Genomic DNA, 23,004 nt, shown 5'->3' with positions numbered 1-23,004 from the left:
ACTTTTTTGACAACTCACGTGGTTTCTTTTTAGCCATGCACCCTTTGCTCAAACGGGGAAAATGATTATTAAACAAATTTTTTAGCAAAAGTATTTCAGCTGAATGTATGAAGCAAAATACGTGCTCATGTTGGCTATGGCTAGAGGAAAGTCTTGCATTTTAAACAAATGCGAAAAATTTAACGAAACGCGGTAAATCAACCGTTTGCATCATAAGATTTAATGCTATGCTAAGTTTTACTAGCTTAGAGCTTCAACGCTTCTCAATTTTAGTAAGGCAAAAAGAATGGAATACAACACATCTGAATTATGCGACTTGTTTGCTGATAGCGTAGACGTAGTAGATCCAATTTTCGCAAGCTTTGGTGGCCGTTATTCTTTCGGTGGTGAAATTACCACTATTAAATGCTTTGAAGATAGAGGTCTTATTGACCGTGTACTTGCTCAGCCTGGCGCGGGTAAAGTGCTGCTGATAGATGGCGGTGGTTCAAGCCGCCGTGCGTTATTTGATGCATCATCTGCTCAAATTGCTATCGATAACGATTGGGAAGCTGTTGTGATTTACGGGAGTGTGCGGGAAGTCGATAGCCTTGCTGAACTGGACATTGGCGTGTTGGCTGTTGCAGCAATCCCTGTGAATGCTGAGTGCGAAAGCATAGGTGAGGTAGATGTCCCCGTTAACTTTGGTGGCGTTACGTTTCTACCTGAAGACCACCTATATGCTGATAGCACGGGTGTTATTCTTTCCCCCGAGCCGCTAGACTTAGATTAAAGTTAAACAGTAAGCAGAAGCTAGCTGCTTTAAGAATTAAAAAACGGAGGCGTATGCCTCCGTTTTTGTTTTAGGTACTTACGACATTCCCGAAACCTAGGTGAGGCGAATTAATCAGCCTTGGAGTAACTCGGGGTTGAGAAAAGCTATTTATTGGCCTCGTCAAACACCTTGTTTAAATACATAGCGATACGAATTCCCGCCATCTGCAAACGCTTTTTGGCAGTAGGTAGGTGATTGTATAAATAATCGTAGCTCATGTTGTTGGCGTCATCTGGATAAATAGTGTCGCGAATAGCGGTACTTTCCTCAATCCATACCATAGGGTCGGTGGTTGCCCAGCTTCGAATATCTTTTGAGTTAATGGTCTTTGTAAGCCATTCAGTCCATTCAGAATATGACAAGTCGCGCTGGTCTAACATTTGCGAATCCCACACACGGTGCAAGTTAGAATCTTGCCAGAAGAAGCGCACTTTTACATCGTTACCGCCACGATCGGTGCCGTTTCCAGCGTGAAGTGGTTGATGCAAGTCGCCGATAATATGCACGATAAATTGAAGGGCTAGACGTTTTTCTTCAATGCTAGCCGTATCGCTTTTTAAGGTTTCAGTAAATTGCTTTAAAGCGGTAACTGCATCACCTTGTTTTGGTGCGCCAACGTCTTTATAGGTCTTGCCCTCAGGTACAGAGACATAATGCCAAGGACTGGCCGTTTTCTGCCAAAATTCGCTTGGGTTAGAACGCATTTCATCGGCATGGGTTGAGGCTTCAGCCAAGGAGCCATGTGGCAGCAAATCCATAATTGCCGCTTGAGAAAGAGGGCTAAGATATTGCTCGGCAATAGCGCCCGTTACTCGGTGCCCGGTCTGACCCCAGCCGAAAGCAGGTGATGAAATGCACAATGTAAATAGCGTGCTCAGCGCAACTGCGCAAATCCTGTTTGCAAACGCGAACATGGTTAATCCTCAGAATGTTTGGAAGACTGATAGCCCCATCTTGCGACAAGAGACTGCTCAATACCTAAATGATCTAGTATGCGCGCCACAACAAAATCTACTAAGTCATCGATAGTCTTGGGGTTGTGATAAAAACCTGGCGCTGCAGGCATAATAGTAGCACCCATTTGCGAAAGCTTGAGCATATTTTCTAAATGAATAGAAGAAAGCGGCATCTCTCGCGGAACCAAAATAAGTTGGCCTCTTTCTTTTAACACCACATCTGCCGCACGCTCTATAAGGTTGTCACTCGCACCGATACTGATGGCAGACAAGGTGCCAGTAGAGCAGGGGCATACCACCATTTTGGCAGGCGCAGCTGAACCAGACGCAACTGGGGAAAACCATTCTTCTTTACCAAACACTTTTATTTGGTCGGGTTTGGCATCGCAATGTTCGGTAAAAAATGCGGCAGCGTCCTCAGGACGCCCGGGTATTTTTACATTTTCTTCAGTGGCAAAGACTACCTTTGCTGCGGAAGAGATAAGTACATACACTTGATAATCTGCATTAACCAGCGATTTCAAGAGTGTAAGTGCGTACGGTGCGCCAGATGCACCTGTGATAGCAAGTGTGACTTGCTTGTCGTGTTTCATTACATTGCCTCTGTAGACACTACGTCTTAGTGTTAGCTTTTTAGCTGTAGCTAATTCAAAGACTCGTGCTTTTTATACTTTAAATTTCGATTCTAAGGCATCTAAAAGTCGGCCGTGGATCCCTTCAAAGCCGCCGTTACTCATTACAAGTACGTGATCGCCTGGTTGTGCTACGTTGCAAACGCCTTGAACGATCTTCTCTACATCTTTGAAGCAGTGCGTAGGCGCATTGCTGTGCGCTACCGAATCAACTAACGACCAGTCCATACCTTCAGGTTCATAAAGGTAAACCTCATCGGCTTTTTGCCATGAATTCGCCAGTGTATCTTTATGCACGCCCATTTTCATGGTGTTTGAGCGCGGCTCTAGCACGGCTAATATACGCGCATTACCTACTTTTTTGCGCAGACCATCAAGTGTAGTCGCAATTGCAGTAGGGTGGTGTGCAAAGTCGTCATAAAGGGTGATGTTGTTTACTTCCCCCTTTACTTCCATGCGACGCTTAACATTCTTAAAAAATGATAAGGCGTCTATGGCATCAGGTAAGGTAACGCCTGCATGGTGGGCTGCTGCTATTGCCATAAGGGCATTATCTACATTGTGCTGACCTACAAGTGACCAAGTTACAGTTCCGGCTATAACGCCGTTATGTAATACATTGAATTCACTGCCGTCTTTTTTAAGTAGTTCAGCATGCCATTCTTTGCCTAACGATTGACGAGAAGACCAGCAGCCTTTCTTAAGCATATCTTCTATAGCAGGTGTACTGTCTGGTGTAAGAATAAGCCCATTTTCAGGCACCATGCGAACCAAATGGTGAAACTGAGTTTGGATAGCAGCAAGGTCAGCAAAAATATCTGCATGGTCAAACTCAAGGTTGTTAATGACCAAGGTTTTTGGGCGGTAGTGTACGAATTTAGAACGTTTATCGAAAAATGCGCTGTCGTACTCGTCAGCCTCTATCACGAAAAAAGGGCTTTCACCCACGCGCGCTGACACGCCAAAGTTTTCCGGTACGCCACCAATCAAATAGCCAGGATTGAGACCAGCGTGCTCTAAAATCCACGCGACCATGCTGCTGGTGGTGGTTTTACCGTGGGTACCTGAAAGCCCAATTACCCAACGGTCTTTTAGTAAGTTATCAAGTAGCCATTGCGGGCCGCTGGTATAAGGTAAATTGCGGTTTAACACGTACTCTACCGCCGGATTACCCCGCGACATGGCGTTACCAATCACTACCATGTCAGGTGCTGGATCAAATTGGCTTTCGCAATAGCCTTGGGTCAGCTCGATGCCTAGTGCTTCAAGCTGGGTGCTCATTGGTGGATAAACGTTTTTATCTGAGCCAGTAACTTTGTGGCCGAGTGTTTTAGCAATAGCGGCGATGCCACCCATAAAACTTCCACAAATGCCTAAAATATGTACATGCATAGCGCATTCTCAATGAATTTTCATGTTATAGGGGTACTTTATCAGAACCCTGCAACCTATAGATAATTCAATTTTTGTATTTCAACCTATGCTTCATGCCTTTAAATTACGCTCATCTTAGGATGTCTGCGGGATGCAAACTGGTATGGTGTGTGTATGTCATTGAACTGGTATGTTCCACTTCGCAGTGAACACGGTTACAATCTAACCACAGGCTTAAAACCTGTGTGTGCTTCAGATAAACGCCGGTAAGGAAAGCTGAGCGACTGCAAGTACAACACCCTACACACAAAAAAAGGCTTACATTCAATGAAACGTTTAAATTCCCAATTGCAACAAGACGGTGCACCGCTTGAGTTAATACTGCTCATTCGTACACTGCTAGCGGGCTGTAAAGAAATTTCTTTCCGCGTGAGTCAAGGCGCACTTGCTGGCGTGCTCGGTTCAACCCTTTCAGAAAACGTACAGGGCGAAACACAGAAAAAGCTCGACGTTATCTCAAACCATATTCTAAAGGACACGCTAAGGGAATCTGGCTATGTTAAAGCTATCTCGTCTGAAGAAGAAGACGATGTAGTACCGTGCAATCCGGAAGGTAACTACTTGGTAAGCTTCGATCCGCTAGACGGCTCGTCAAACACCGAAATTAACAGCCTAATCGGTACTATTTTCTCTATCACACATGCACCGCAGTGGATGAAGCCAGATGATCCATCTGCTTTCTTACAGCCGGGCACACAAATGGTTGCTGCAGGTTATGTGCTTTACGGCCCGTCTACAATGTTAGCGTTGACTACCGGTCGCGGTACGCATATCTATACCCTTGATAAAACTCACGGTGGCTTCCTTCTGACTCACCCGAATATTCAAGTGCCTGAAGAAACCACTGAGTTCTCAATTAACGCGTCGAACCAGCGTCATTGGGAACCGGCAATGCAGGCGTATGTTGCAGACCTGCTAGCAGGTAAAGAAGGCCCTCGCGGTAAAGACTTCAACATGCGTTGGGTAGCGGCAATGGTAGGTGATATTCATCGTTTGCTTTGTCGGGGCGGTATCTTTATGTATCCATTCGATAACAGAGACCCGTCTAAACCTGGCAAATTGCGTTTGCTTTATGAAGCCAACCCAATGGCATTTTTGATGGAGCAAGCTGGTGGTAAAGCTGAAACGGGTACTGGCCGAATTCTAGAAGTAATGCCTGAAGAAATTCATCAGCGCGTACCCTGCATTATCGGCTCGAAAGACGAAGTTGAAATGTGTTTAAGCTACAACGATAACGCGAAGTAACGAAAAAATGGCCCTTTAGGGTCATTTTTTATTAAAAAGCAGCAAAATTTAGCGAAAAATAAAGAGATTAGTACGACATGGGTCGTAAAGCGTTTTTATTTTGCTGCTGTCACCGTATACTTACGGCCAAAATTTTTAATCCATTATTGAAAGGACCTAAGAATGAGCTTGAGTGCTATTTCTGCTGGTAAAAATGTACCAGATGAAGTGAACGTAATCATCGAAATTCCAGCACACGCTGACCCGGTGAAGTACGAAGTAGACAAAGACACTGGCGCGCTATTTGTTGACCGTTTCATGGCAACTTGCATGCACTACCCAACTAACTACGGTTACGTGAACAACACCTTGTCTGAAGACGGCGACCCAGTTGACGTACTAGTTATGACTCCATTCCCACTACTTGCAGGTTCTGTAATTAAGTGTCGTCCAGTTGGCGTACTAAACATGACAGACGAGTCTGGTAAAGATGCAAAAGTACTAGCGGTACCAGTAGACAAGCTTTCTACTATTTACCGTGACGTTAAAGAAATTGCAGACGTACCTCCGCTTCTTCTTAAGCAAATCGAGCACTTCTTCGAGCACTATAAAGATCTTGAAGAAGGCAAATGGGTGAAAATTGACGGTTGGGCAGACGCTGCAGCTGCAAAAGAAGAAATTACCGCAAGCATCGCGCGTTTCGAAGCAGAATAATTCACGCTGCTTTAAATTGATGGTACAAAGGGCTGGTGTAATACCGGCCCTTTTTGTATGTGGCTAAAAAGTGAAGATTGAAAACGAAAAGCAAAAGCCGATACAAAAAAGCGAACAAAATACTCAACGATAGAGAGCAGTATGATCCACCATAAATTATCCATGACCTCATTATTCGCTGTAGTAATGATGGTTGTAACCTTCAATGCTCTGGCAGATGAAGCTCCGGTAGAGGTATATTGGGAAGACCTAGTGCCTGAAGGCTTTAATGAGCTCGCGCCACCATCAGTTCAACACAATGGTGAAATGAGTCAGCTTCAGCCTGATGCACCAGTAATCGATACCTTTGACGGTAAACGAGTCAAAATCCCTGGTTTTGTTGTGCCGCTAGAAGGTACCGCTGAGCTTACCACCGAGTTTTTACTTGTTCCGTATTTTGGAGCCTGTATTCACGTACCACCGCCGCCGTCTAATCAAATTGTGTACGTAAAGTTTGAAGAAGGTGTGCGCATAGATAATATTTACGATGCGATTTGGGTAACCGGTGAACTGTCGACAGACGGTTGGAAAGGCGACATTGCGTCTGTAGGTTACCGTTTGAAAGGCGAAGCCGTAGAAGGGTTTTAAGCATAAAACGTTTAAAAAGGATATCAAGTGTTTACAGGATTATCAGCGTTTCCCATTACCCCCTTTAAACAAGAAGCTATTGATTACAAAGCGTTTAAAGGGCTTGTTGATAATTTGGCTTCGGCGAATGTAGATTCAATTTGCGCGATAGGCTCTACTGGGCTGTATCCTTATCTAACGCGAGAGCAAAAGTACGACGTAGCCAAGCTCGCCGTCGACCACGCAAATGGCATTCCTGTTATGGCAGGCGTTGGGGCGCTGCGCACCTATGACGTGCTAAAAAACGTTGAAGCTGTGCAGCAAGCGGGTGTTAGTGCTGTGCTGTTAGCACCCGTTTCCTATCAAGTGCTTAACGAAGAAGAAGTGTATGGCCTATATGAAGCAGTGAGTCACCAGGTATCTGTGCCTATCTGCGTTTACGAAAATCCTCGCGTGACTAATTTTACCTTCAGCGATGATTTATACCGCCGTATAGGGAAATTACCGAATATCGGAGCGATCAAAATACCCGGAACTCCATTTGCCAAAAGCGCTAGCAAGGATATCTCACCCTCTGGAGCAAGCAATAGCGAAGGCGCTCGCCGATTATCATCATTGCGAGAGATAGTGCCTGCACACATTGCTATAGGCGTGAGTGGTGATAGTTTTGGCGCAGCAGGAATGAGCGAAGGTTGTGACCTTTGGCTTTCTGTTATTGGAGGAATATTCCCGCGAACTGTAATGCGCATAATCGACGCCGCTCAGTCTGGTAATGCTGTTGATGCACAGGCTCAGTCACAAGCGTTAAGCGGAATATGGAGCATGTTTGCGCGCAATGGCGGCGGCTTGCGTGTGGTTGCAGCCGCGGCAGAAATTTTGGGCTATTGTGAAACGCCTAGCTTACCTGCACCCTTCTTACCTATCGACAAAAATGAGTACAGCGAGCTAGAGCACATCATCACGAAGTTATCGTTAAGCTAGCCCTGCGTATAAATCTGTTCAGCGCGGTTAAATAGAAGCCACGACGTTAGAATGTACTTGTCGTTACTTTTTGGAATTTGGCCGCGATGGGTGTGAGTAAAGTAGGCCGGCGCAATTACCATTCTACCTGCTTTGGGTTTAACTGCACGATTTTGATAATAAAATTCCGTCTCGCCCCCTTCTTCCACATCGTTTAAGTAGTACATAAACAGCAATACACGGTGCAGTGCATCGTTATGCTGAAGCTGCGGATACACTTCTGAGTGCCAGTATGGGTAGCCACCATTGCCCGCGGTGTAGCGCTGTGCATTAACATCGCCGACCCGAAACAGGTAATTCACCAAATTTGCCAAATTGGGTTTGCCCACTTCATCAAAATTTTCACCTGTTACTTTTACCGGTTCACCAGTTTTGGGATGACGTACGGTTAAGCCAATAGGCCCAACAAGCGCAAAATAGTACTTTTCAATGTAGGAGACCAGTTGCTTTCCGGTATGCTGCATCACTTGCTGAAACAAGTCTTTAAATTCCGGACTGCGACTTATCGATACATCCATGCTTCTTTTTTTATCTAAGTCGACGCCACCACCGGTGCGGCCTTGAGACAAATTAGGGCTGCTTTCAAAGCGTTCCATGAGTTGTTTGCACAGCTCTGGTGGTAACACATCATCAATAACTTCAATTAAATCGCTCATGGGTACCTCGTACTGCGCTTTATTACTTAGTGGGTAGTTCTTTAAAGTGTGACTGTAGCTCCGACTTCACATCATCTGGAATTGGCGCAGAGCGCTGTGTTTTATAGTCAAAATGTACCATAGTGGTCACGCCGGTTGAGCACAACTTGTCGTCTTGCCATAACTCTTGAAACACGTCGAATGCACTGTTACCCAATCGGCTAATATAGGTTTTCACCGTCACCGGTTTGCCGTAAAAAATTTGCGCTAAAAAATCGACCTTATAGCTGGCTAAAATAAGCGGCCAGTTTTGTAAGTCTAGCTCAGGGGTAAACATTCTGAAAATGGGCTCTCGGGCCGCTTCAAACCACGCAACCAGTGCCGTATTACTAACATGCTGTAAGGCATCGGTTTCGCAAAAACGCACGTCAAAAGAAGTGATAAGTGGTGCTGTATTACTCATAATTTTTTGTAGGCATTGTTATAAGTTTAATTCCTACTCTAGCATTATGGGCAAGGGTTTTCAGTAAGGCCTTGTGTAAGCGATTGTGTTTAAGGTAAATCGTTGTGTTTTGATTAGCTTACAGGGGGTGTGCCGTTAAGTGCTTTTGCATTACAATCCGCTTCTAACTTTTTGAGCGAACATACTATGACTGCGATTGGGATTGACTACGGTACATCAAATTCTGAGGTTGTGTATTTTGATGGAACGGCCCATCAGCACATCAAACTTGACCCGCTAGATAAAAAGGGTAATAAAATTCGTTCTTCGGTGTTCATTTACTTTGAAGATGAACTGCCGCCGCCTCCTGATGCTATGGTGGAGGCGAAAGTTGCGCAGTTGCAGCGAGTGATCAGCGAACAAATAGACAAAGCCAAAGACGGCTATTATTCGGCAAAAGACCCGAAAGAGCAGGCAATGTATAGCAGCCGAATCGATTCGCTGCGTGGTGATCTGCATAACAAGCCAGCCCTTCAACGCAAAGCGATTCAGCAGTTAATGCACGCTATGTCGCTAGACGAGATTCCTTTGCTGCGTTTAGTAGAGCACGGCAAGTTTGCATTTGGTGAAGAGGGGTTTAGACGCTTTCTTAAAATGCCGGACAAAGGCCGACTTATTTATTCACCAAAGAACTTTTTAGGCGCATCGCTAGATGGCGACCAAAAACAGGCGTTCATCGGTATTATTGCCAAGCAGCTAGCTTACTTTAAACAGTGTGCCGAGCAGCAGCTAGGCAAGGTGGTAAACAATGCCGTTATCGGCAGACCCGTGAAATTTCACGGCACCCGTGGTGAAGAAGGGAACGCTCAGGCCATTCAAATTATGACCGAAGCTGCGACTAAAGCAGGGTTTTCTGGGGTTAATTTCCTAGATGAGCCTATAGCGGCGGCGTATAAAATTGAGCAAACATTACCAAAAGATACCACCACGCTGATTGTAGATATTGGTGGGGGAACAACGGATATTTGCTGTATTAAGCTTTCGCCGGAACGTTCCAATCAGCTTGACCGTAAAGACGATGTGTTAGCGGTAACAGGCCGACGTTTAGGCGGTATGGACTGTGATAAAAGCTTGGTTCTTAAAGGCATAGCCCCTGAAATGGGTATGGGCCTTAAGATGATGAACGGGCTTCCTGTTCCGCCTACCTATTTTTCTGATATGTGCGCTGTTGATAACATTCCTGCACTTACGCGCTTTTTCTCTGATGATTATGGGTTAGACATTTCACAAACCATGTCTGTGATTAAAGAGCCGGCCCAGTTAGAACGTTTGCTTATTGTGCAAGAGAATAAGTTGTCTGCTCGGGTAGTCAACTCAGCGCGCTTGGCCAAAGAACTACTTTCTAGCAAGCAAAATATTACGCTGCCGCTGCACTATATCGAAGATGATTTTGACGTGGAGATTTCACAAGACTCGCTCAAAAAAGCATTAAAGCCTTGGCTTGATAAAGTGAAAGCGCTAGTGGTGGAATGCTTGGAAAATAGCAGTGAAAAACCAGAAGTAGTAATGATAACGGGTGGTATGAGCTTATCACCTATTGTGGTTGATGCCCTTTATGAAAAACTGCTTACGGGGTTACCGCGGTTAGAAAACGACGCATTTAACTCTGTGTGTGAAGGGTTAGCTATTCAAGCGGCGAAACACGCTTAATATCGTTTATAAATAAACACAAAGCCTTAGCGTAGTTACGCCTACTACGCTAAGGCTTTTTTGATCAGTGCTTAAGAATATTGTGTTCTTTCAAATATACTGCGATGGCCTCTGGCGACTCGAAGGCTTTTAACAGCATTTCTTGTGCGCGCGCCTTTACATCATTATCTTCAGATGATGAAAGTAAATGGTACCAAGTTTTAACTAAGGCTAGTGGTGGCGTTTGAGTCATTGGGTTTCGCTCCAGCAATTCTTACTGCAAAATTCACATAAATCATCGTAACGTATGATTTGCCAAAACAAGCTCTGACCAGCGTAAAAAACGTGTAAATAAACATCAACGCGCACTTTCTACAAATTGAAGTGTAAATTTCACAACACCTCTCAAGAAGAAATCGTGCGCTTAATGCCTAAGAATTTACATCACAACTGGCTCAAGCTTGTGTGAGCATGGGTTTCAGGAATCGACCTGTATGTGAAACTTCTTGTTGTGCCACATGCTCAGGTGTTCCCTCTGCAATAATCTGGCCACCTCCGGATCCGCCTTCTGGTCCAAGGTCAACAATCCAGTCTGCGGTTTTAATCACATCTAGGTTATGCTCAATAACCACAACGGTATTACCGTGATCGCGCAGTCGGTGGAGTACGGCTAGTAACTGCTTAATATCATGGAAGTGCAAACCTGTAGTCGGCTCATCCAAGATATAAAGGGTCTGCCCAGTGTCTCTTTTTGACAACTCTTTCGCCAACTTAACTCGTTGTGCCTCACCACCTGATAACGTAGTGGCAGCTTGGCCTAGTCGAATATACGACAAGCCTACATCCATAAGGGTCTGCAATTTACGTGAAATAGCCGGTATAGCATCGAAGAACTGGCGGGCATCTTCCACCGTCATTTCTAACACTTCGTGAATGTTCTTATCTTTGTACTTTATCTCTAGGGTTTCACGGTTGTAGCGTTTACCCTGACATACGTCACAAGGCACATACACGTCTGGCAGAAAGTGCATTTCCACTTTAATTACGCCGTCACCCTGACATGCCTCACAGCGACCGCCTTTTACGTTAAAGCTAAAGCGGCCAGGCTTGTAACCTCGTGAACGCGACTCTTGTGTTCCGGCAAACATTTCACGAATAGGTGTGAAAATACCAGCGTAGGTAGCCGGGTTAGAACGCGGGGTTCTACCAATTGGGCTTTGGTCAATATCGACCACTTTGTCTAGCTGCTCTAACCCTGTCATCGACTTATGCGGCGCAGGTTCAGAAGTGGTCGCCTTGTTCAGCTCACGCTGGGCAATTTTGTAGAAGGTGTCATTAATCAGCGTTGATTTACCCGAGCCCGATACACCGGTTACACAAGTCATTACGCCTGTGGGTATACGTAAATCAACAGACTTCAAGTTGTTGCCGGTAGCGCCTAAAAGTTCTAGCCACTTATCGTCTTTTACCGGTGTGCGTGTTGCAGGGATATCGATCTTTTCTCTGCCAGATAGGTATTTTCCGGTAAGTGAGTCTTCACTGTTTTTTATGTCTTCAAGCGAACCTTCGGCGATAATCTCACCACCATGCACACCCGCTCCTGGGCCAATATCCACAATGTAATCGGCTTCGCGAATGGCATCTTCGTCGTGCTCTACAACTAACACCGTATTACCTAGGTCACGCAATCGCGTAAGTGTGCCGAGTAAGCGTTCGTTATCCCGTTGGTGAAGCCCGATAGAGGGCTCATCGAGTACGTACATTACGCCAACAAGACCAGCCCCAATTTGGCTCGCCAAACGAATACGCTGAGCTTCACCACCGGATAAGGTGTCGGCGCTGCGCGACATAGAGAGATAATTTAGGCCCACATTAACCAAAAAGCTTAAGCGGTCCATAATTTCTTTTAAAATCTTCTCGGCTATCTGAGCACGTTGGCCTGCAAGGTTGAGTGTCTCGAAGAAGCCATAAGCATCGGCAATCGACATCTCGGCAATGGCCGGGAGATTGGTGTCTTGTATAAATACATTACGCGCTTCAACACGCAAACGTGTGCCGTTGCAGCTACTGCAGTGCTGCTGGCTTAAATATTTTGCTAGCTCTTCGCGCACCGAGTTCGACTCGGTTTCACGGTAGCGGCGTTCCATATTAGGGATAATACCCTCAAATGGATGCTTACGCTCCATCACGTCACCACGCTCGTTTATATATTTAAACGACAGCGACTTGCCTTTTGAACCATACAGCACAATGTCTTGGTGCTTTTTATCGAGTTCTTCAAATGGCACGGTAAGGCTAAACTTATAATGGTCTGCTACTGCCTGTAGCATTTGAAAATAGTAATAGCTGCGCTTGTCCCATCCGCGAATAGCGCCGCCAGACAGACTCAATTCGGTATTGCCGACTACGCGTGCGGGGTCGAAGAACTGTCTTGTGCCTAAGCCGTCACAAGTAGGGCAGGCACCCGCTGGATTATTAAATGAAAACAGGCGCGGCTCTAATTCGCTAATGCTGTAACCACAGTGTGGACATGCAAAGTTAGCAGAAAACACAACTTCTTCTGCGTCTTTGTCGTCCATATCAGCCACAACCGCGTTACCGCCAGCTAGGCTGAGCGCCGTCTCGAATGATTCAGCCAAACGCAGTGCCATATCGTCGCGCACTTTAAAGCGGTCAACCACAACTTCAATGGTGTGCTTCTTGTGCAAATCGAGAGGCGGGGGATCAGATAGGTCACACACTTCACCGTCGATACGCGCGCGAATAAAGCCTTGAGCAGACAAGTTTTGCAGCGTCTTAACGTGTTCGCCTTTACGCTCTTTAACAATAGGCGCTAGCAGCATTAACTTACTGCCCTCGGGCATGGCTAACACTTTGTCTACCATTTGACTGACCGTTTGTGCATCTAGTGGCACATCGTGGTCTGGACAGCGTGGCGTGCCCACTCGCGCAAACATTAAACGCAGGTAGTCGTAAATTTCGGTGATGGTACCCACGGTTGAACGGGGGTTGTGCGACGTTGATTTCTGCTCAATGGATATTGCTGGTGACAAACCCTCAATATGATCAACATCTGGTTTTTCCATCATAGATAGAAACTGGCGAGCATAAGCAGACAAAGATTCAACGTAACGACGCTGACCTTCTGCATACAGCGTGTCGAAAGCAAGAGACGATTTACCCGAGCCAGAAAGGCCGGTTATCACCACCAGTTTGTCTCGTGGCAGTGTTAAATCGATGTTTTTCAAGTTGTGGGTGCGAGCACCGCGAATTTCGATTTTATCCATTGAAGCCTAAATGAGAGAAAAAGAATCAGTATGCCATAGGTGTCAAGTAAAGTGATATGACATTCAAGTTATACTGTAAGCTGAGTAAGCAGATCACCTTTCGCGCGCATACTTACGATTAGAGCTAACAAAACGACATTGTAAAATGGAGATATTATCCCCACTTTTAAACTCCGCTAGAGGTAAAGGGGTTAAATCAAGCTCAAAGGTAAGGAAAAGGCCAAGTGCATTAACCGAATTTAAGTCTCGCTGAGTGGGTAATTATTTATGCGTACTGGTATTATGCTACACTTCGCGCCCTTATTCTTAACGCAGCAGAAACTGGTGTTCTCTGCGCGCTTTTATGTTTTTTTGATTTTATTTATTGAGGGAAACAGACGCTTTGAACGCTTTGGAATTACGCGCCGCGCTTGCACTCGCCTCCGTTTACGTATTGCGCATGATGGGGTTGTTCATGGTTATGCCTGTATTGGCTGTGGCCGCGATGGACTACCCGGATTACTCGCCGCTGTTGGTAGGTCTTGCCGTGGGTGGATATGGCCTAACCCAAGCTGCGCTGCAAATTCCCATGGGCATGATGTCTGACAAATGGGGGCGTAAACCCGTTATTTTGCTAGGGCTTGCTGTATTTGCATTAGGAAGCTTTGTTGCAGCAAATGCCGACAGTATGGCCATGATGATTGTTGGGCGTATTCTTCAAGGCGCAGGGGCTATAGCCGGGGCAATAATGGCGCTAGCTACCGATGTTAGCCGGGAAAGTCAGCGAGCCAAAGTGTTAGCTATTATAGGTATAGCCATTGGCTTTTCATTCTATTTAGCCGTTATTTTAGGGCCTCTCATTGCTAACAGCTATGGGCTTGCCGGTGTGTTTGGTATTACTGGTATTCTGGCCATTCTTTGCATGCCACTGGTTAAATGGGTAGTGCCAAATGGCGTTCAACTTAGTAGCGGCGATACACTTCCACAAAAAGACCAGCTAAAGCGTTTGGTCTTTTCTTCTCAATTATGGCGTTTAAACGTCAGTGTAATGATTCTGCACATGCTTATTACGCTGTTGTTTGTCCAACTGCCCGTTACGCTACTGAACTTTGATATGACGTTAGATAGTCATTGGACGGTGTATCTACCCGTATTAGGTGCGTCAATTGTTGGTCTAATCATAATGATGGGCGCAGCAAGAGGCCGTACCCCAAAATCACTTCTTGTAACCGGTGTAGTACTCATGGGCGGCGCGTTTTTGGCGTTGAGTTTAGAAGACCATAGCTGGTGGTGGGTTACCGCAGCAGTGGTTCTTTTCTTTACCGGCTTTAATTATTTAGAAGCGAATTTTCCTGCTTTGGTGTCAAGCATTGCGCCTGCCGGACAAAAAGGAACGGCCATGGGGCTCTACGCTAGTTTTCAGTTTTTTGGCGCGTTTTTAGGTGGTGTAATTTCAGGTTTCGTTACCGATATTTGGTCGCAAGAACTGGCGTATGGCATCGGCGCTGCTTGCACTCTGCTTTGGCTTTTCATTATTCTTGGTGTTAAAGAAGTGAGCCGAGTTAAGCGCGTAATGATGCATGGTGAATTTGATGGTTCAAATGTTTCCACTATCGAAGCCGAGCTGCTGTTAGTGCCTGGTGTGTTGGAAGTGACATTAAACAGTCAAAATAACGCGGTATACCTGAAAGTTGATCGTGATTTTGATGCGGTAAAAGCGCGAGACGTGCTGTCTGCATAGTTGCTTATCTCATTGCAACCATGAAAGCTTAACATCTCACTATTTTCGAAAAGGAAGCGAAAACCATGATTGACCTGAGCCGCTACAAAGCCATTATTTTTGATATGGATGGCACCTTGGTCGATTCAATGGGCGCGCATATTGATGCGTGGCAGCTTACGTGCGATGCGTTTGGTTATCCCTTCGACCGAGAGTATCAATACAGTTTAGGTGGTGTTCCTACCTTTGAAACCGTACATCTTATGAATGCTAAGTTTGGCAAAAGCCATGATCCTGCAGAGGTTGCTTCATATAAAAAACAGGCTTTTGAAGGGCTAGATCATGTGCCAAGGCTTATTCAAGATACCCTGGATGTGTTTAATCACTATAAAGGAAGTATGCCCATTGCAGTGGGGACAGGCTCAGATAGGCAGCACGCTCAAATGGTATTAGATGAGCACGGCCTGCTCGCCCAATTATCGGCGCTGGTTACAGCCGATGACGTAACCCAAGGTAAACCTCATCCTGAAACTTTTACGCGTGCGGCAGAGTTAATGGGTGTAGCACCACAGCAGTGTGTGGTGTTTGAAGATACCGACATGGGCCGAAAAGCGGCGGTTGACGGCGGCATGGCGTGCTTTATGGTCGAAAATACGCGGCTAATCTACTGAATCTTACCCTATTTGAAAGTTCGAGTTTAGGGGTTACGCTTACTCAATCGCGTCCACTATAAAACTTCTCAGGCTTATACTGCCTCTAGTTCGTTTAGCGCATTTCCGCAATTGTGTAACAGTGAAGACTTTATACGCTTAGTAGCATCTTCGATGGCGGTTTTCATAGCATCAATGGCAATTTGATTGCTCTCTTCTTCATTGACGTTCACGTTCATGCTTCTACCCTTGAATACAGTGATGGGGGAATACTCCTCAACATAAGCTGGCTTATATCTCACGTTAAGTACAACCGTAGCGACCATATTACTCCCTAAGCTTTTCACAAACGCGCGGTTAAGCGAAACTTTCACGCTGTTTTTTGCATCAATATCAGGGGTTACATTCATCTCTTCTAAGCTTTGTTGTAGCAGGGCATAGAGTGTGTCTTGTGTTACGTTGCTATTTCCTACTAACAAATCTTTACTCGATCGAGTATCAACAAGTTCTGCTAAATTCACAGGGCACGCTTTCGCCTTAGACAGTGTCAGTTGGTAATCTTCCTTTTGCGATTCTGGTATTAAAGAAGTATCGAGATCAGGAGTCGTCGATTCACAGGCGATAAGCAGTGGCAGGGTGCCGCACGCAAAAATGATTCGTGCAGAACGCTTTATACGGGGAAAGAAAAACATTTTATTTTTCATTATTTTAATTTTTTCTTATAGATAGCTTATGTAAGTAATATAGACTTGAGTATAAGAAAGTTTCTAGCGCGAAGAAACATAACAACTGTTGCAAACTGTTACAGCTTGTTTAGCATAGCAGAGTGTGAAATTTGGTCAGTGGCACAGCTATGAAGCCTTCCTTGCTGATAACTCAATTTCACGATTACCATTCAACATGGACAGTTCTTAAATTATGACTTTTAAAAACGCAGTAATCAGTTTACTTGCAAGTGTTTCATTAATGGGGTGTGCGATTAACGTTTCCCCATCGGCTTTCTTTTATCAAGACACTCAGCAAAAGCCCCTAGATACTACAAAGCTACACGCGGCTATTCAAAAAGATAAAACGTCAGCGGGCATCACCCGTGTTGAAGTTAAAAATGAAGCGGGGTTAACCCTAAGAGGTGTTGCCGTTTCATATCCCGACCCAATTGTTAACATTGTTTTCTTTGCAGACAACCGTATGCCGGTAAGTGAAAATAACAGTGTAATTCATAGGCTGGGAAAGCTGCCTGCTAATATATTGTGGCTTGATTATCAGGGAGTAGGTGCTAGCGATAAAGCGAAGGACCTAAGTATTAACGCTATTAAGCAAGACGCGTTAACTCAATTTGATTATGTAGAAAGTGCGTTTGATGCCTCAATTCCCACTATTGTTCACGGCCGAGGTATAGGCAGCTATTTCGCAAGCTATGTTGCTGCCAATAGAACAATAGACGCTTTAGTATTAGACGGTGCTTTCAATAACATCTCTGACCTAATTGCCAACATGGTGCCAGGATTCTCTAATTCATTCACAAACATGAAGCTTCACGATGAAGTTCATAGTATGCAAATTGCGCCTATTCTCCGTCATTATGAAGGCCCGTTGTGGTTGGTCGTTGGTGAGGAAGACAAAATAACGCCTTATCCTATTAGTCAGCAGTTACTAGAAGATGCATCAAGTAGCGAGAAATACATTTCAGTTATTCCTGGTGCTACCCATAACGCTACGCTAAAAAGCGACTATGCTATTGAGCAGTACAAGCAGTTTTTAGCCAGATTTACGCAATAAGCCAATCACACTATCTGTGGATAAGTAGTGGAAAACCTTGTTGGTAAGTCTGTTAATAGCCATATAGGACAACAGATCACGATCTTAACAGTCTTTTCTGGTCGGATCACGAAATGTCAGTTAAATCAAGCGATGTAGAGCAATTGTCGCTGATCTTAATATTTTTTGATCGTAACCTTGTGCAGGATCAGGCAATTTTCTGTATTGGGGATAAAAATCTTAAGCAAAATGATCAAGCATGTATTTTTGTCAATAGTTTCGTGTCATGAAATTTTTAGAACACGGTCGCTCAAGAATACATCGAATTACGATTAATCACTCACCAAACCGGTGTAGTACTGACTAAATAAAATACCCGCCAATGGCGGGTATTCATTTTGCGTCCTATGAAAGCTTTCCGAGTTAAGCGAAGGTTATACCCTTACTACAGAATCTCGTTTAACCACCGTAGGTGTATATTTAAAGGTTAACCCTTCTTCTGGTTTACTTCCAGACGCATACTTTAACGCCAGCTCGGCCGCTTTCGCCGCCATCATTTCAACGGGATAACGCAGCGTGGTTAATTTAGGGCGACAGTATTTTGCCAGCAGCACATCATCGTAGCCCATTACTGAAACTTGTTCGGGAACTGAAATACCGTGGTCCTGCAACATGGTCATAGCCCCTGACGCCATCGCATCGTTATATGCCAGCACTGCGGTAAATTTCGCGCCGGTGGCAAGCAAGTTTTGCATGGCTAGTTCACCCCCCTCTTGATCAGGAGTGGCGTATTCAATCATGCTCTCAGGTAAGCTTAGCTTTGCGCTATCAATGGCGTTTCTGATTCCTTCAAGACGGTGATTCGGATCGTCAATACGATATTGGCTACTTATTACCGCCACATGTTCGTGCCCTTGATTAATGGCGTATTCCGCCATGAGACGACCACCGGTTACGTTATCAAGCCATACGCAGCGGTTTGCTATTTCTGGAATAAATCGGTTAATTAAAACGAAGCCTGGTACTTGGCTAGCAAAACCAATCAAAGTCTTGTCATCAAGGGCTTTGCTGTGCACTACCATGGCTTCAACACGGTGTTCTAATAAGGTTTCAATGGCGCGCAACTCTGTCTCTTTCTCTATAGAGCCGGCACTAAGTAGAATTTGAACATTATTTTTTCGTGTTATCGACTCGACGCCATGAGCTAACATTGCGAAAAAGGGGTCATGCAACTCGGCAATAACCACGCCCAACGAGGCGCTGCGTTTTGTAACAAGTGCCCGCGCATTTGCGTTGGGGCGATACCCCATCTCTTCCATGATTTTTTTAACGCGCTGTCGGGTATCGTTGCCTACTTTCGGCCCATTATTGATAACCCTTGATACAGTCGCTAAAGAAACTCCGGCGGCTTGGGCTATATCTTTTATTGTTGCCATTTTCTCTTAAACTTTGTTTTGTAATGCATTGAAGGCCATAAGACCTGATTGCCATAGCGTACATTATATTTACAAAAAAAGGTAAAATTCTCACGCTTTGTTGTCTTGCAATAAGCCTAATAAATCAGACAAGACCATGAAGTAGTTTTACCAACTCTAGTTCTTTGCTAAACCCCTGTCAAAAAGCGCGGAAAACGTATACCCTTTTACGCGTTATAAATGCTCTACCTATACCCAAACTTACGAAAGTGCACGATAGATAGCCCGAACTTTATTTATCTAGCATCTGAGAAGGTAAAAAAATTGTTATGAAAATAAACGTGTCTACATTTGGTGAAATAGCCGGTAAAACGGTACATGCTTTTACCTTGACTAATAACAACGCGATGTCGGTTACCCTGCTTAACTACGGTGGAATTATTAAGGAAATTCATTTTCCAAATGCGAAAGGCGAGTTAATAAGCTGCGTGCAAACTTTTGATACGTTACAAGGTTATATTGAAGACCCTAGTTATCGCGGCGCCATCGTGGGGCGCTTTGCAAACAGGATAGGGCACGGCACATTTACTTTAAATGGCAAGCAGTACGCGTTAGATAAAAACGGTGGTGATCATAATCTACACGGTGGGCTTACGGGCTTTCACAAGAAAGTATGGGAAGCGAAAACACATGAATCGTCCGATAGTGTCAGCGTCACTTTCACATTAACTAGCCATGACGGAGAAGGTGGCTTTCCTGGCAATATCTTTGTTGAGGCTTGTTACACGTTGAGTCAGGACAATGAACTATCTTTAAATATTTCTGCAACAACAGATAAAGAAACGCCGCTTAGTTTCACGCAGCATGCTTACTTCACGTTGAGCAATGAAGAGCAGGTTGGTAATACACTGGTTCAGATTGAAGCAGAAAAGGTTACTGATGCAGATAGCAGTTTACTCCCAACAGGTGATTTGGTCGATGTCGGCAATACACCCTTTGATTTCACTTCGCTTACTGCAATTAAACAAAGGGTAGAGCAATCTAATTCCCATCCGCTGTTTGATAATGTGGGAGGCTTTGACCACAATTATGTACTTCAAATTACGTCTGTTGATAATCCTCAAGCAGTAGTGAAAGCACTCGATACAGGCGTAACCATGGAGTTATTTACTAGCCTTCCCGGATTGCAGTTTTATACCGGTAGCCTGAAAGAGCGTGATCAGTTAGGTGCATTGTGCCTAGAGCCGCAGCATTTTCCTGATGCGCCTAATAAGCCTTTATTTCCAAACTGTTTTGTAAAACCAAATGAAAAGTATCAAGAGATTATTCGATATAGGTTCAGTGCCTTTTGATATGAGCAGAAAGGCAAAAGAAAATTAATTGTTATTAATTTAACAATTAATTTTCTTTGTTAGTTAATTGATAAACAGTATATCTTGCTATATTATTACTAGGGTAAACGTTTAACCCTATTTTATGTTGCGTATTCCAGCGCATTTGGCTAATGCAGAGAGAGTGATTATGGGAACCCCTTTTGACCCAACTAATGATCCACATCGCCGTTACAACCCGTTGTTGGGAGAGTGGGTGCTTGTATCACCACACCGCGCTAAGCGTCCTTGGCAGGGGGCTTCCGAAGAGCCGAACAATGAACAAAAACCCTCTTATGACCCTACCTGTTATCTGTGCCCGACTAATACTCGGGTAAATGGCGAGGTAAATCCAGACTACAAAGGCACGTTCGTTTTTCAAAACGATTTTGCTGCGCTCAAGCAAGATACTGAGCAAGCCAGTGAGAAAAAAGGTCTGTTCCAATTTGAAACAGAGCAAGGCTGTAGTCGCGTTATTTGTTTTTCTCCAGATCACAGTAAAACACTTCCTGAGCTTACTGACGAAGAACGGGTAGATGTGGTTAACACGTGGAAAGAACAAACCGCTGAACTAGGTGAAAGCTATTGTTGGGTACAGGTGTTTGAAAACAAAGGCTCAATGATGGGCTGTTCTAACCCTCACCCGCATGGTCAGGTATGGGCACAGCAGCACATTCCCACAGACCCAGCAAAAAAATTAGGACAGCTGAAGCAGTACTTTGGTGAAAACAACGCACCTATGTTGTTGGATTACGCTGAGCAAGAAGTTATAAAGCAAGAGCGCGTAGTATGCCAAAACGATGATTGGGTGGTTGTGGTGCCATATTGGGCTGCATGGCCATTTGAAACACTATTACTGCCACGTTTTGATGTTCAATCAATGCATAAGCTATCTGAGGCGCAATCGCTTTCACTTGCTAAAATCATTGGTGAGATAACAGCGAAATACGACAATTTATTTGAGACGTCTTTCCCATATTCAATGGGGTGGCACAGTGCGCCATTTGATAATGAAGACCACCTTGAGTGGACGCTTCATGCACATTTCTTCCCGCCGCTATTGCGCTCAGCGAGTGTTCGCAAGTTTATGGTTGGATACGAAATGATGGCCGAAGCACAACGAGATTTGACCCCCGAACAGGCGGCAGACAGATTAAAAGCACTGCCTACGGTGCACTACAAGCAACGTGAGAATACCAATGGATAACCAAGTACTTTCTTCAAAATTTGAAGCGCATTATGGCAACAAGCCAACGCTAATAGCACACGCCCCTGGTCGAGTGAACATCATTGGTGAGCACACAGATTATAACGAAGGGTTCGTCTTTCCGGCTGCTATCAACTTTGGTACTTGGGTTGCGGCAACTAAGCGCGACGATAATGACATTTTGGTTACTGCGATGGACTATGAAAACCAGCAAAACCAGTTCTCATTATCAGACATTAATTACGACGAGGAACAAGGTTGGGCAAACTATGTTCGCGGCGTAGTGAAAGTGCTAAAAGAGGCGATCCCAGATTTTGGCGGCGCAAATTTGTTGGTAACGGGTAATGTTCCGCAAGGCGCCGGTTTAAGCTCTTCAGCGTCTTTTGAAGTGGCAATACTGAAAGCCCTAAGCGCATTGTATGAATTGCCTCTTGATGGTGTACAAGCTGCGCTATTAGGTCAAAAAGCAGAAAATACTTTCGTAGGCTGTTCGTGCGGCATCATGGATCAGTTAATCTCAGCCATGGGCAACGAAGGTATGGCAATGCTGCTTGATTGTCAGTCGTTAGCCATCGAACATTCACCGCTTCCAGATTCTCACCAAATCGTGATTATCAACTCGAATGTGAAACGTGGCTTGGTAGACAGCGAGTATAACTTGCGTCGTCAGCAGTGTGAACAAGGTGCATCGCTACTGGGCGTTTCATCATTGCGCGAAGCAACCATGGAGATGCTGCAAGATGCGAAAGCACACATGCCTGAAGTGGTTTATCGCCGTGCGAAGCATATTATCACTGAAAACGCGCGCACGTTGGCCGCAAGCCAAGCGCTAAAATCAGGCGACATTGAAACGGTTAGTGAAGCCATGGCCCAGTCTCACGTTTCTATGCGTGATGACTTCGAAATTACCGTACGCCCAATTGATTATTTGGTCGAGATCATAGGTGATGTGCTAGGTAAATCAGGCGGTGTTCGTATGACTGGTGGCGGGTTCGGCGGCTGCGTAGTAGCGCTTGCCCCTACAGACAAAGTTGATGCTGTAAAGCAAGTAGTAGCAGACAAATACTTTGACGAAACTGGCTACCATGCAGACATCTACGTGTGCACTGCAACACAAGGCGCATTTGCTTAAGTTCGCATGAGTGAAAACAAGGATTAGAAACGAAAACCTCTCCCTTTTCTAAACAATCCTATTCCTTAGAATTGTTTGTGTCCCTTAAGCCGCATCCTTTGGTTGCGGCTTTTTTTTACAAAAGTGCACATTTCTTGTTAAAAAAAATCAACAAAGTGTGTTACTAATACTACCCGCAATAACACGATGCGTGTATCGGTAGTTTTCTGACCGGTAGACGGATTGTCGTTGAATGCGAAACGCGTTGTAAAAAACGTGACACTGGTGTGGCAACAACCAATAAAATAATAAAAACAATTTTTCACCTGTGTATCCTGCAT

The 23,004-nt window shown here is 44.8% G+C and carries 21 protein-coding genes; 12 read left to right on the top strand and 9 right to left on the bottom strand.

The features are described from left to right. The first annotated feature begins 286 nt into the window (after positions 1-286). A complete protein-coding gene (gene rraA, locus ACXAER_RS09030) occupies positions 287-772 on the top strand; it encodes a ribonuclease E activity regulator RraA (RefSeq protein WP_474828524.1) in 486 nt (161 codons plus the stop codon). A 146-nt stretch (positions 773-918) separates the two neighbouring features. Here the strand turns inward: rraA and ACXAER_RS09025 are convergent, their stop codons facing one another. From ACXAER_RS09025 to mpl, 3 genes are all read right to left on the bottom strand, one after another. Continuing rightward, positions 919-1,728 (bottom strand): S1/P1 nuclease, encoded by an 810-nt coding sequence (locus tag ACXAER_RS09025; protein ID WP_474828522.1) that lies wholly within the window; start codon positions 1,726-1,728, stop codon positions 919-921. Positions 1,729-1,730: 2 nt separating this feature from the next. Continuing rightward, positions 1,731-2,363, bottom strand: coding sequence for a flavin prenyltransferase UbiX (locus ACXAER_RS09020; RefSeq protein ID WP_283629947.1), 633 nt, complete (start codon positions 2,361-2,363; stop codon positions 1,731-1,733). 72 nt (positions 2,364-2,435) lie between these two features. Next, the gene (mpl, locus tag ACXAER_RS09015) at positions 2,436-3,794 is read right to left on the bottom strand and encodes a UDP-N-acetylmuramate:L-alanyl-gamma-D-glutamyl-meso-diaminopimelate ligase (RefSeq protein ID WP_474828508.1); all 1,359 of its coding nucleotides are present in this window, start codon (positions 3,792-3,794) and stop codon (positions 2,436-2,438) included. Positions 3,795-4,103: 309 nt separating this feature from the next. Between mpl and ACXAER_RS09010 the strand changes: the two genes are divergently transcribed. From ACXAER_RS09010 to ACXAER_RS08995, 4 genes are all read left to right on the top strand, one after another. Then, entirely contained in the window at positions 4,104-5,081 is a 978-nt protein-coding gene (locus ACXAER_RS09010) for a class 1 fructose-bisphosphatase (RefSeq protein WP_474828506.1), read from the top strand. Between the two features lie 162 nt (positions 5,082-5,243). After that, positions 5,244-5,774, top strand: coding sequence for an inorganic diphosphatase (gene ppa / locus ACXAER_RS09005; RefSeq protein WP_014947861.1), 531 nt, complete (start codon positions 5,244-5,246; stop codon positions 5,772-5,774). Positions 5,775-5,915: 141 nt separating this feature from the next. After that, entirely contained in the window at positions 5,916-6,401 is a 486-nt protein-coding gene (locus tag ACXAER_RS09000; protein WP_474828504.1) for a DUF3299 domain-containing protein, read from the top strand. A gap of 27 nt (positions 6,402-6,428) precedes the next feature. Next, the gene (locus tag ACXAER_RS08995) at positions 6,429-7,361 is read left to right on the top strand and encodes a dihydrodipicolinate synthase family protein (protein ID WP_474828502.1); all 933 of its coding nucleotides are present in this window, start codon (positions 6,429-6,431) and stop codon (positions 7,359-7,361) included. On the opposite strand, the gene ACXAER_RS08990 is transcribed toward ACXAER_RS08995, so the two are convergent. Both ACXAER_RS08990 and ACXAER_RS08985 read right to left on the bottom strand, forming a co-directional pair. Beyond that, a complete protein-coding gene (locus ACXAER_RS08990; RefSeq protein WP_474828500.1) occupies positions 7,358-8,056 on the bottom strand; it encodes a 2OG-Fe(II) oxygenase in 699 nt (232 codons plus the stop codon). The genes ACXAER_RS08995 and ACXAER_RS08990 overlap by 4 nt on opposite strands. A gap of 22 nt (positions 8,057-8,078) precedes the next feature. Continuing rightward, positions 8,079-8,498, bottom strand: coding sequence for an acyl-CoA thioesterase (locus ACXAER_RS08985; RefSeq protein WP_136783137.1), 420 nt, complete (start codon positions 8,496-8,498; stop codon positions 8,079-8,081). A gap of 186 nt (positions 8,499-8,684) precedes the next feature. Here ACXAER_RS08985 and ACXAER_RS08980 point away from each other — a divergent pair, with 186 nt between their 5' ends. Beyond that, positions 8,685-10,187: an Hsp70 family protein gene (locus tag ACXAER_RS08980; RefSeq protein WP_474828498.1), complete on the top strand. Its 1,503-nt coding sequence runs from the start codon at positions 8,685-8,687 to the stop codon at positions 10,185-10,187. Between the two features lie 64 nt (positions 10,188-10,251). Here ACXAER_RS08980 and ACXAER_RS08975 read toward each other — a convergent pair whose 3' ends face one another. Together ACXAER_RS08975 and uvrA are read right to left on the bottom strand one after the other, a co-directional pair. Further along, the gene (locus tag ACXAER_RS08975) at positions 10,252-10,419 is read right to left on the bottom strand and encodes a hypothetical protein (RefSeq protein WP_474828496.1); all 168 of its coding nucleotides are present in this window, start codon (positions 10,417-10,419) and stop codon (positions 10,252-10,254) included. A 202-nt stretch (positions 10,420-10,621) separates the two neighbouring features. Then, positions 10,622-13,453 carry an excinuclease ABC subunit UvrA gene (gene uvrA, locus ACXAER_RS08970; RefSeq protein WP_474828494.1) on the bottom strand — a complete coding sequence of 944 codons (2,832 nt, stop codon included), beginning with the start codon at positions 13,451-13,453 and terminating at the stop codon, positions 10,622-10,624. Between the two features lie 382 nt (positions 13,454-13,835). On the opposite strand from uvrA, the gene ACXAER_RS08965 reads away from it, so the two are divergent. Continuing rightward, on the top strand, positions 13,836-15,173 hold the full coding sequence (locus tag ACXAER_RS08965) for an MFS transporter (RefSeq protein ID WP_474828492.1): 1,338 nt from the start codon (positions 13,836-13,838) through the stop codon (positions 15,171-15,173). A gap of 65 nt (positions 15,174-15,238) precedes the next feature. Beyond that, on the top strand, positions 15,239-15,823 hold the full coding sequence (locus tag ACXAER_RS08960) for an HAD family hydrolase (RefSeq protein ID WP_474828490.1): 585 nt from the start codon (positions 15,239-15,241) through the stop codon (positions 15,821-15,823). A 74-nt stretch (positions 15,824-15,897) separates the two neighbouring features. On the opposite strand, the gene ACXAER_RS08955 is transcribed toward ACXAER_RS08960, so the two are convergent. Further along, on the bottom strand, positions 15,898-16,506 hold the full coding sequence (locus tag ACXAER_RS08955) for a hypothetical protein (RefSeq protein WP_474828488.1): 609 nt from the start codon (positions 16,504-16,506) through the stop codon (positions 15,898-15,900). A 214-nt stretch (positions 16,507-16,720) separates the two neighbouring features. Here ACXAER_RS08955 and ACXAER_RS08950 point away from each other — a divergent pair, with 214 nt between their 5' ends. Then, positions 16,721-17,581, top strand: a complete 861-nt coding sequence (locus ACXAER_RS08950; RefSeq protein ID WP_474828486.1) for an alpha/beta hydrolase family protein — start codon at positions 16,721-16,723, stop codon at positions 17,579-17,581. Between the two features lie 413 nt (positions 17,582-17,994). Here the strand turns inward: ACXAER_RS08950 and ACXAER_RS08945 are convergent, their stop codons facing one another. Then, positions 17,995-18,996 (bottom strand): LacI family DNA-binding transcriptional regulator, encoded by a 1,002-nt coding sequence (locus tag ACXAER_RS08945; RefSeq protein ID WP_474828484.1) that lies wholly within the window; start codon positions 18,994-18,996, stop codon positions 17,995-17,997. 308 nt (positions 18,997-19,304) lie between these two features. Between ACXAER_RS08945 and ACXAER_RS08940 the strand changes: the two genes are divergently transcribed. From ACXAER_RS08940 to galK, 3 genes are all read left to right on the top strand, one after another. Next, positions 19,305-20,327 (top strand): aldose epimerase family protein, encoded by a 1,023-nt coding sequence (locus tag ACXAER_RS08940; protein WP_474828482.1) that lies wholly within the window; start codon positions 19,305-19,307, stop codon positions 20,325-20,327. Between the two features lie 169 nt (positions 20,328-20,496). Beyond that, complete coding sequence (locus ACXAER_RS08935) at positions 20,497-21,552, top strand: UDP-glucose--hexose-1-phosphate uridylyltransferase (RefSeq protein ID WP_474828480.1); 1,056 nt, start codon at positions 20,497-20,499, stop codon at positions 21,550-21,552. Next, positions 21,545-22,684, top strand: coding sequence for a galactokinase (gene galK, locus ACXAER_RS08930; RefSeq protein ID WP_474828478.1), 1,140 nt, complete (start codon positions 21,545-21,547; stop codon positions 22,682-22,684). Before ACXAER_RS08935 ends, galK begins: the two co-directional genes overlap by 8 nt. Positions 22,685-23,004: the final 320 nt, after the last annotated feature.

This window comes from Alteromonas sp. AWJ4_199, assembly GCF_056159165.1.
Note: the sequence above shows the minus strand (reverse complement) of the source record. Positions and strands in the feature narration are given on the sequence as shown.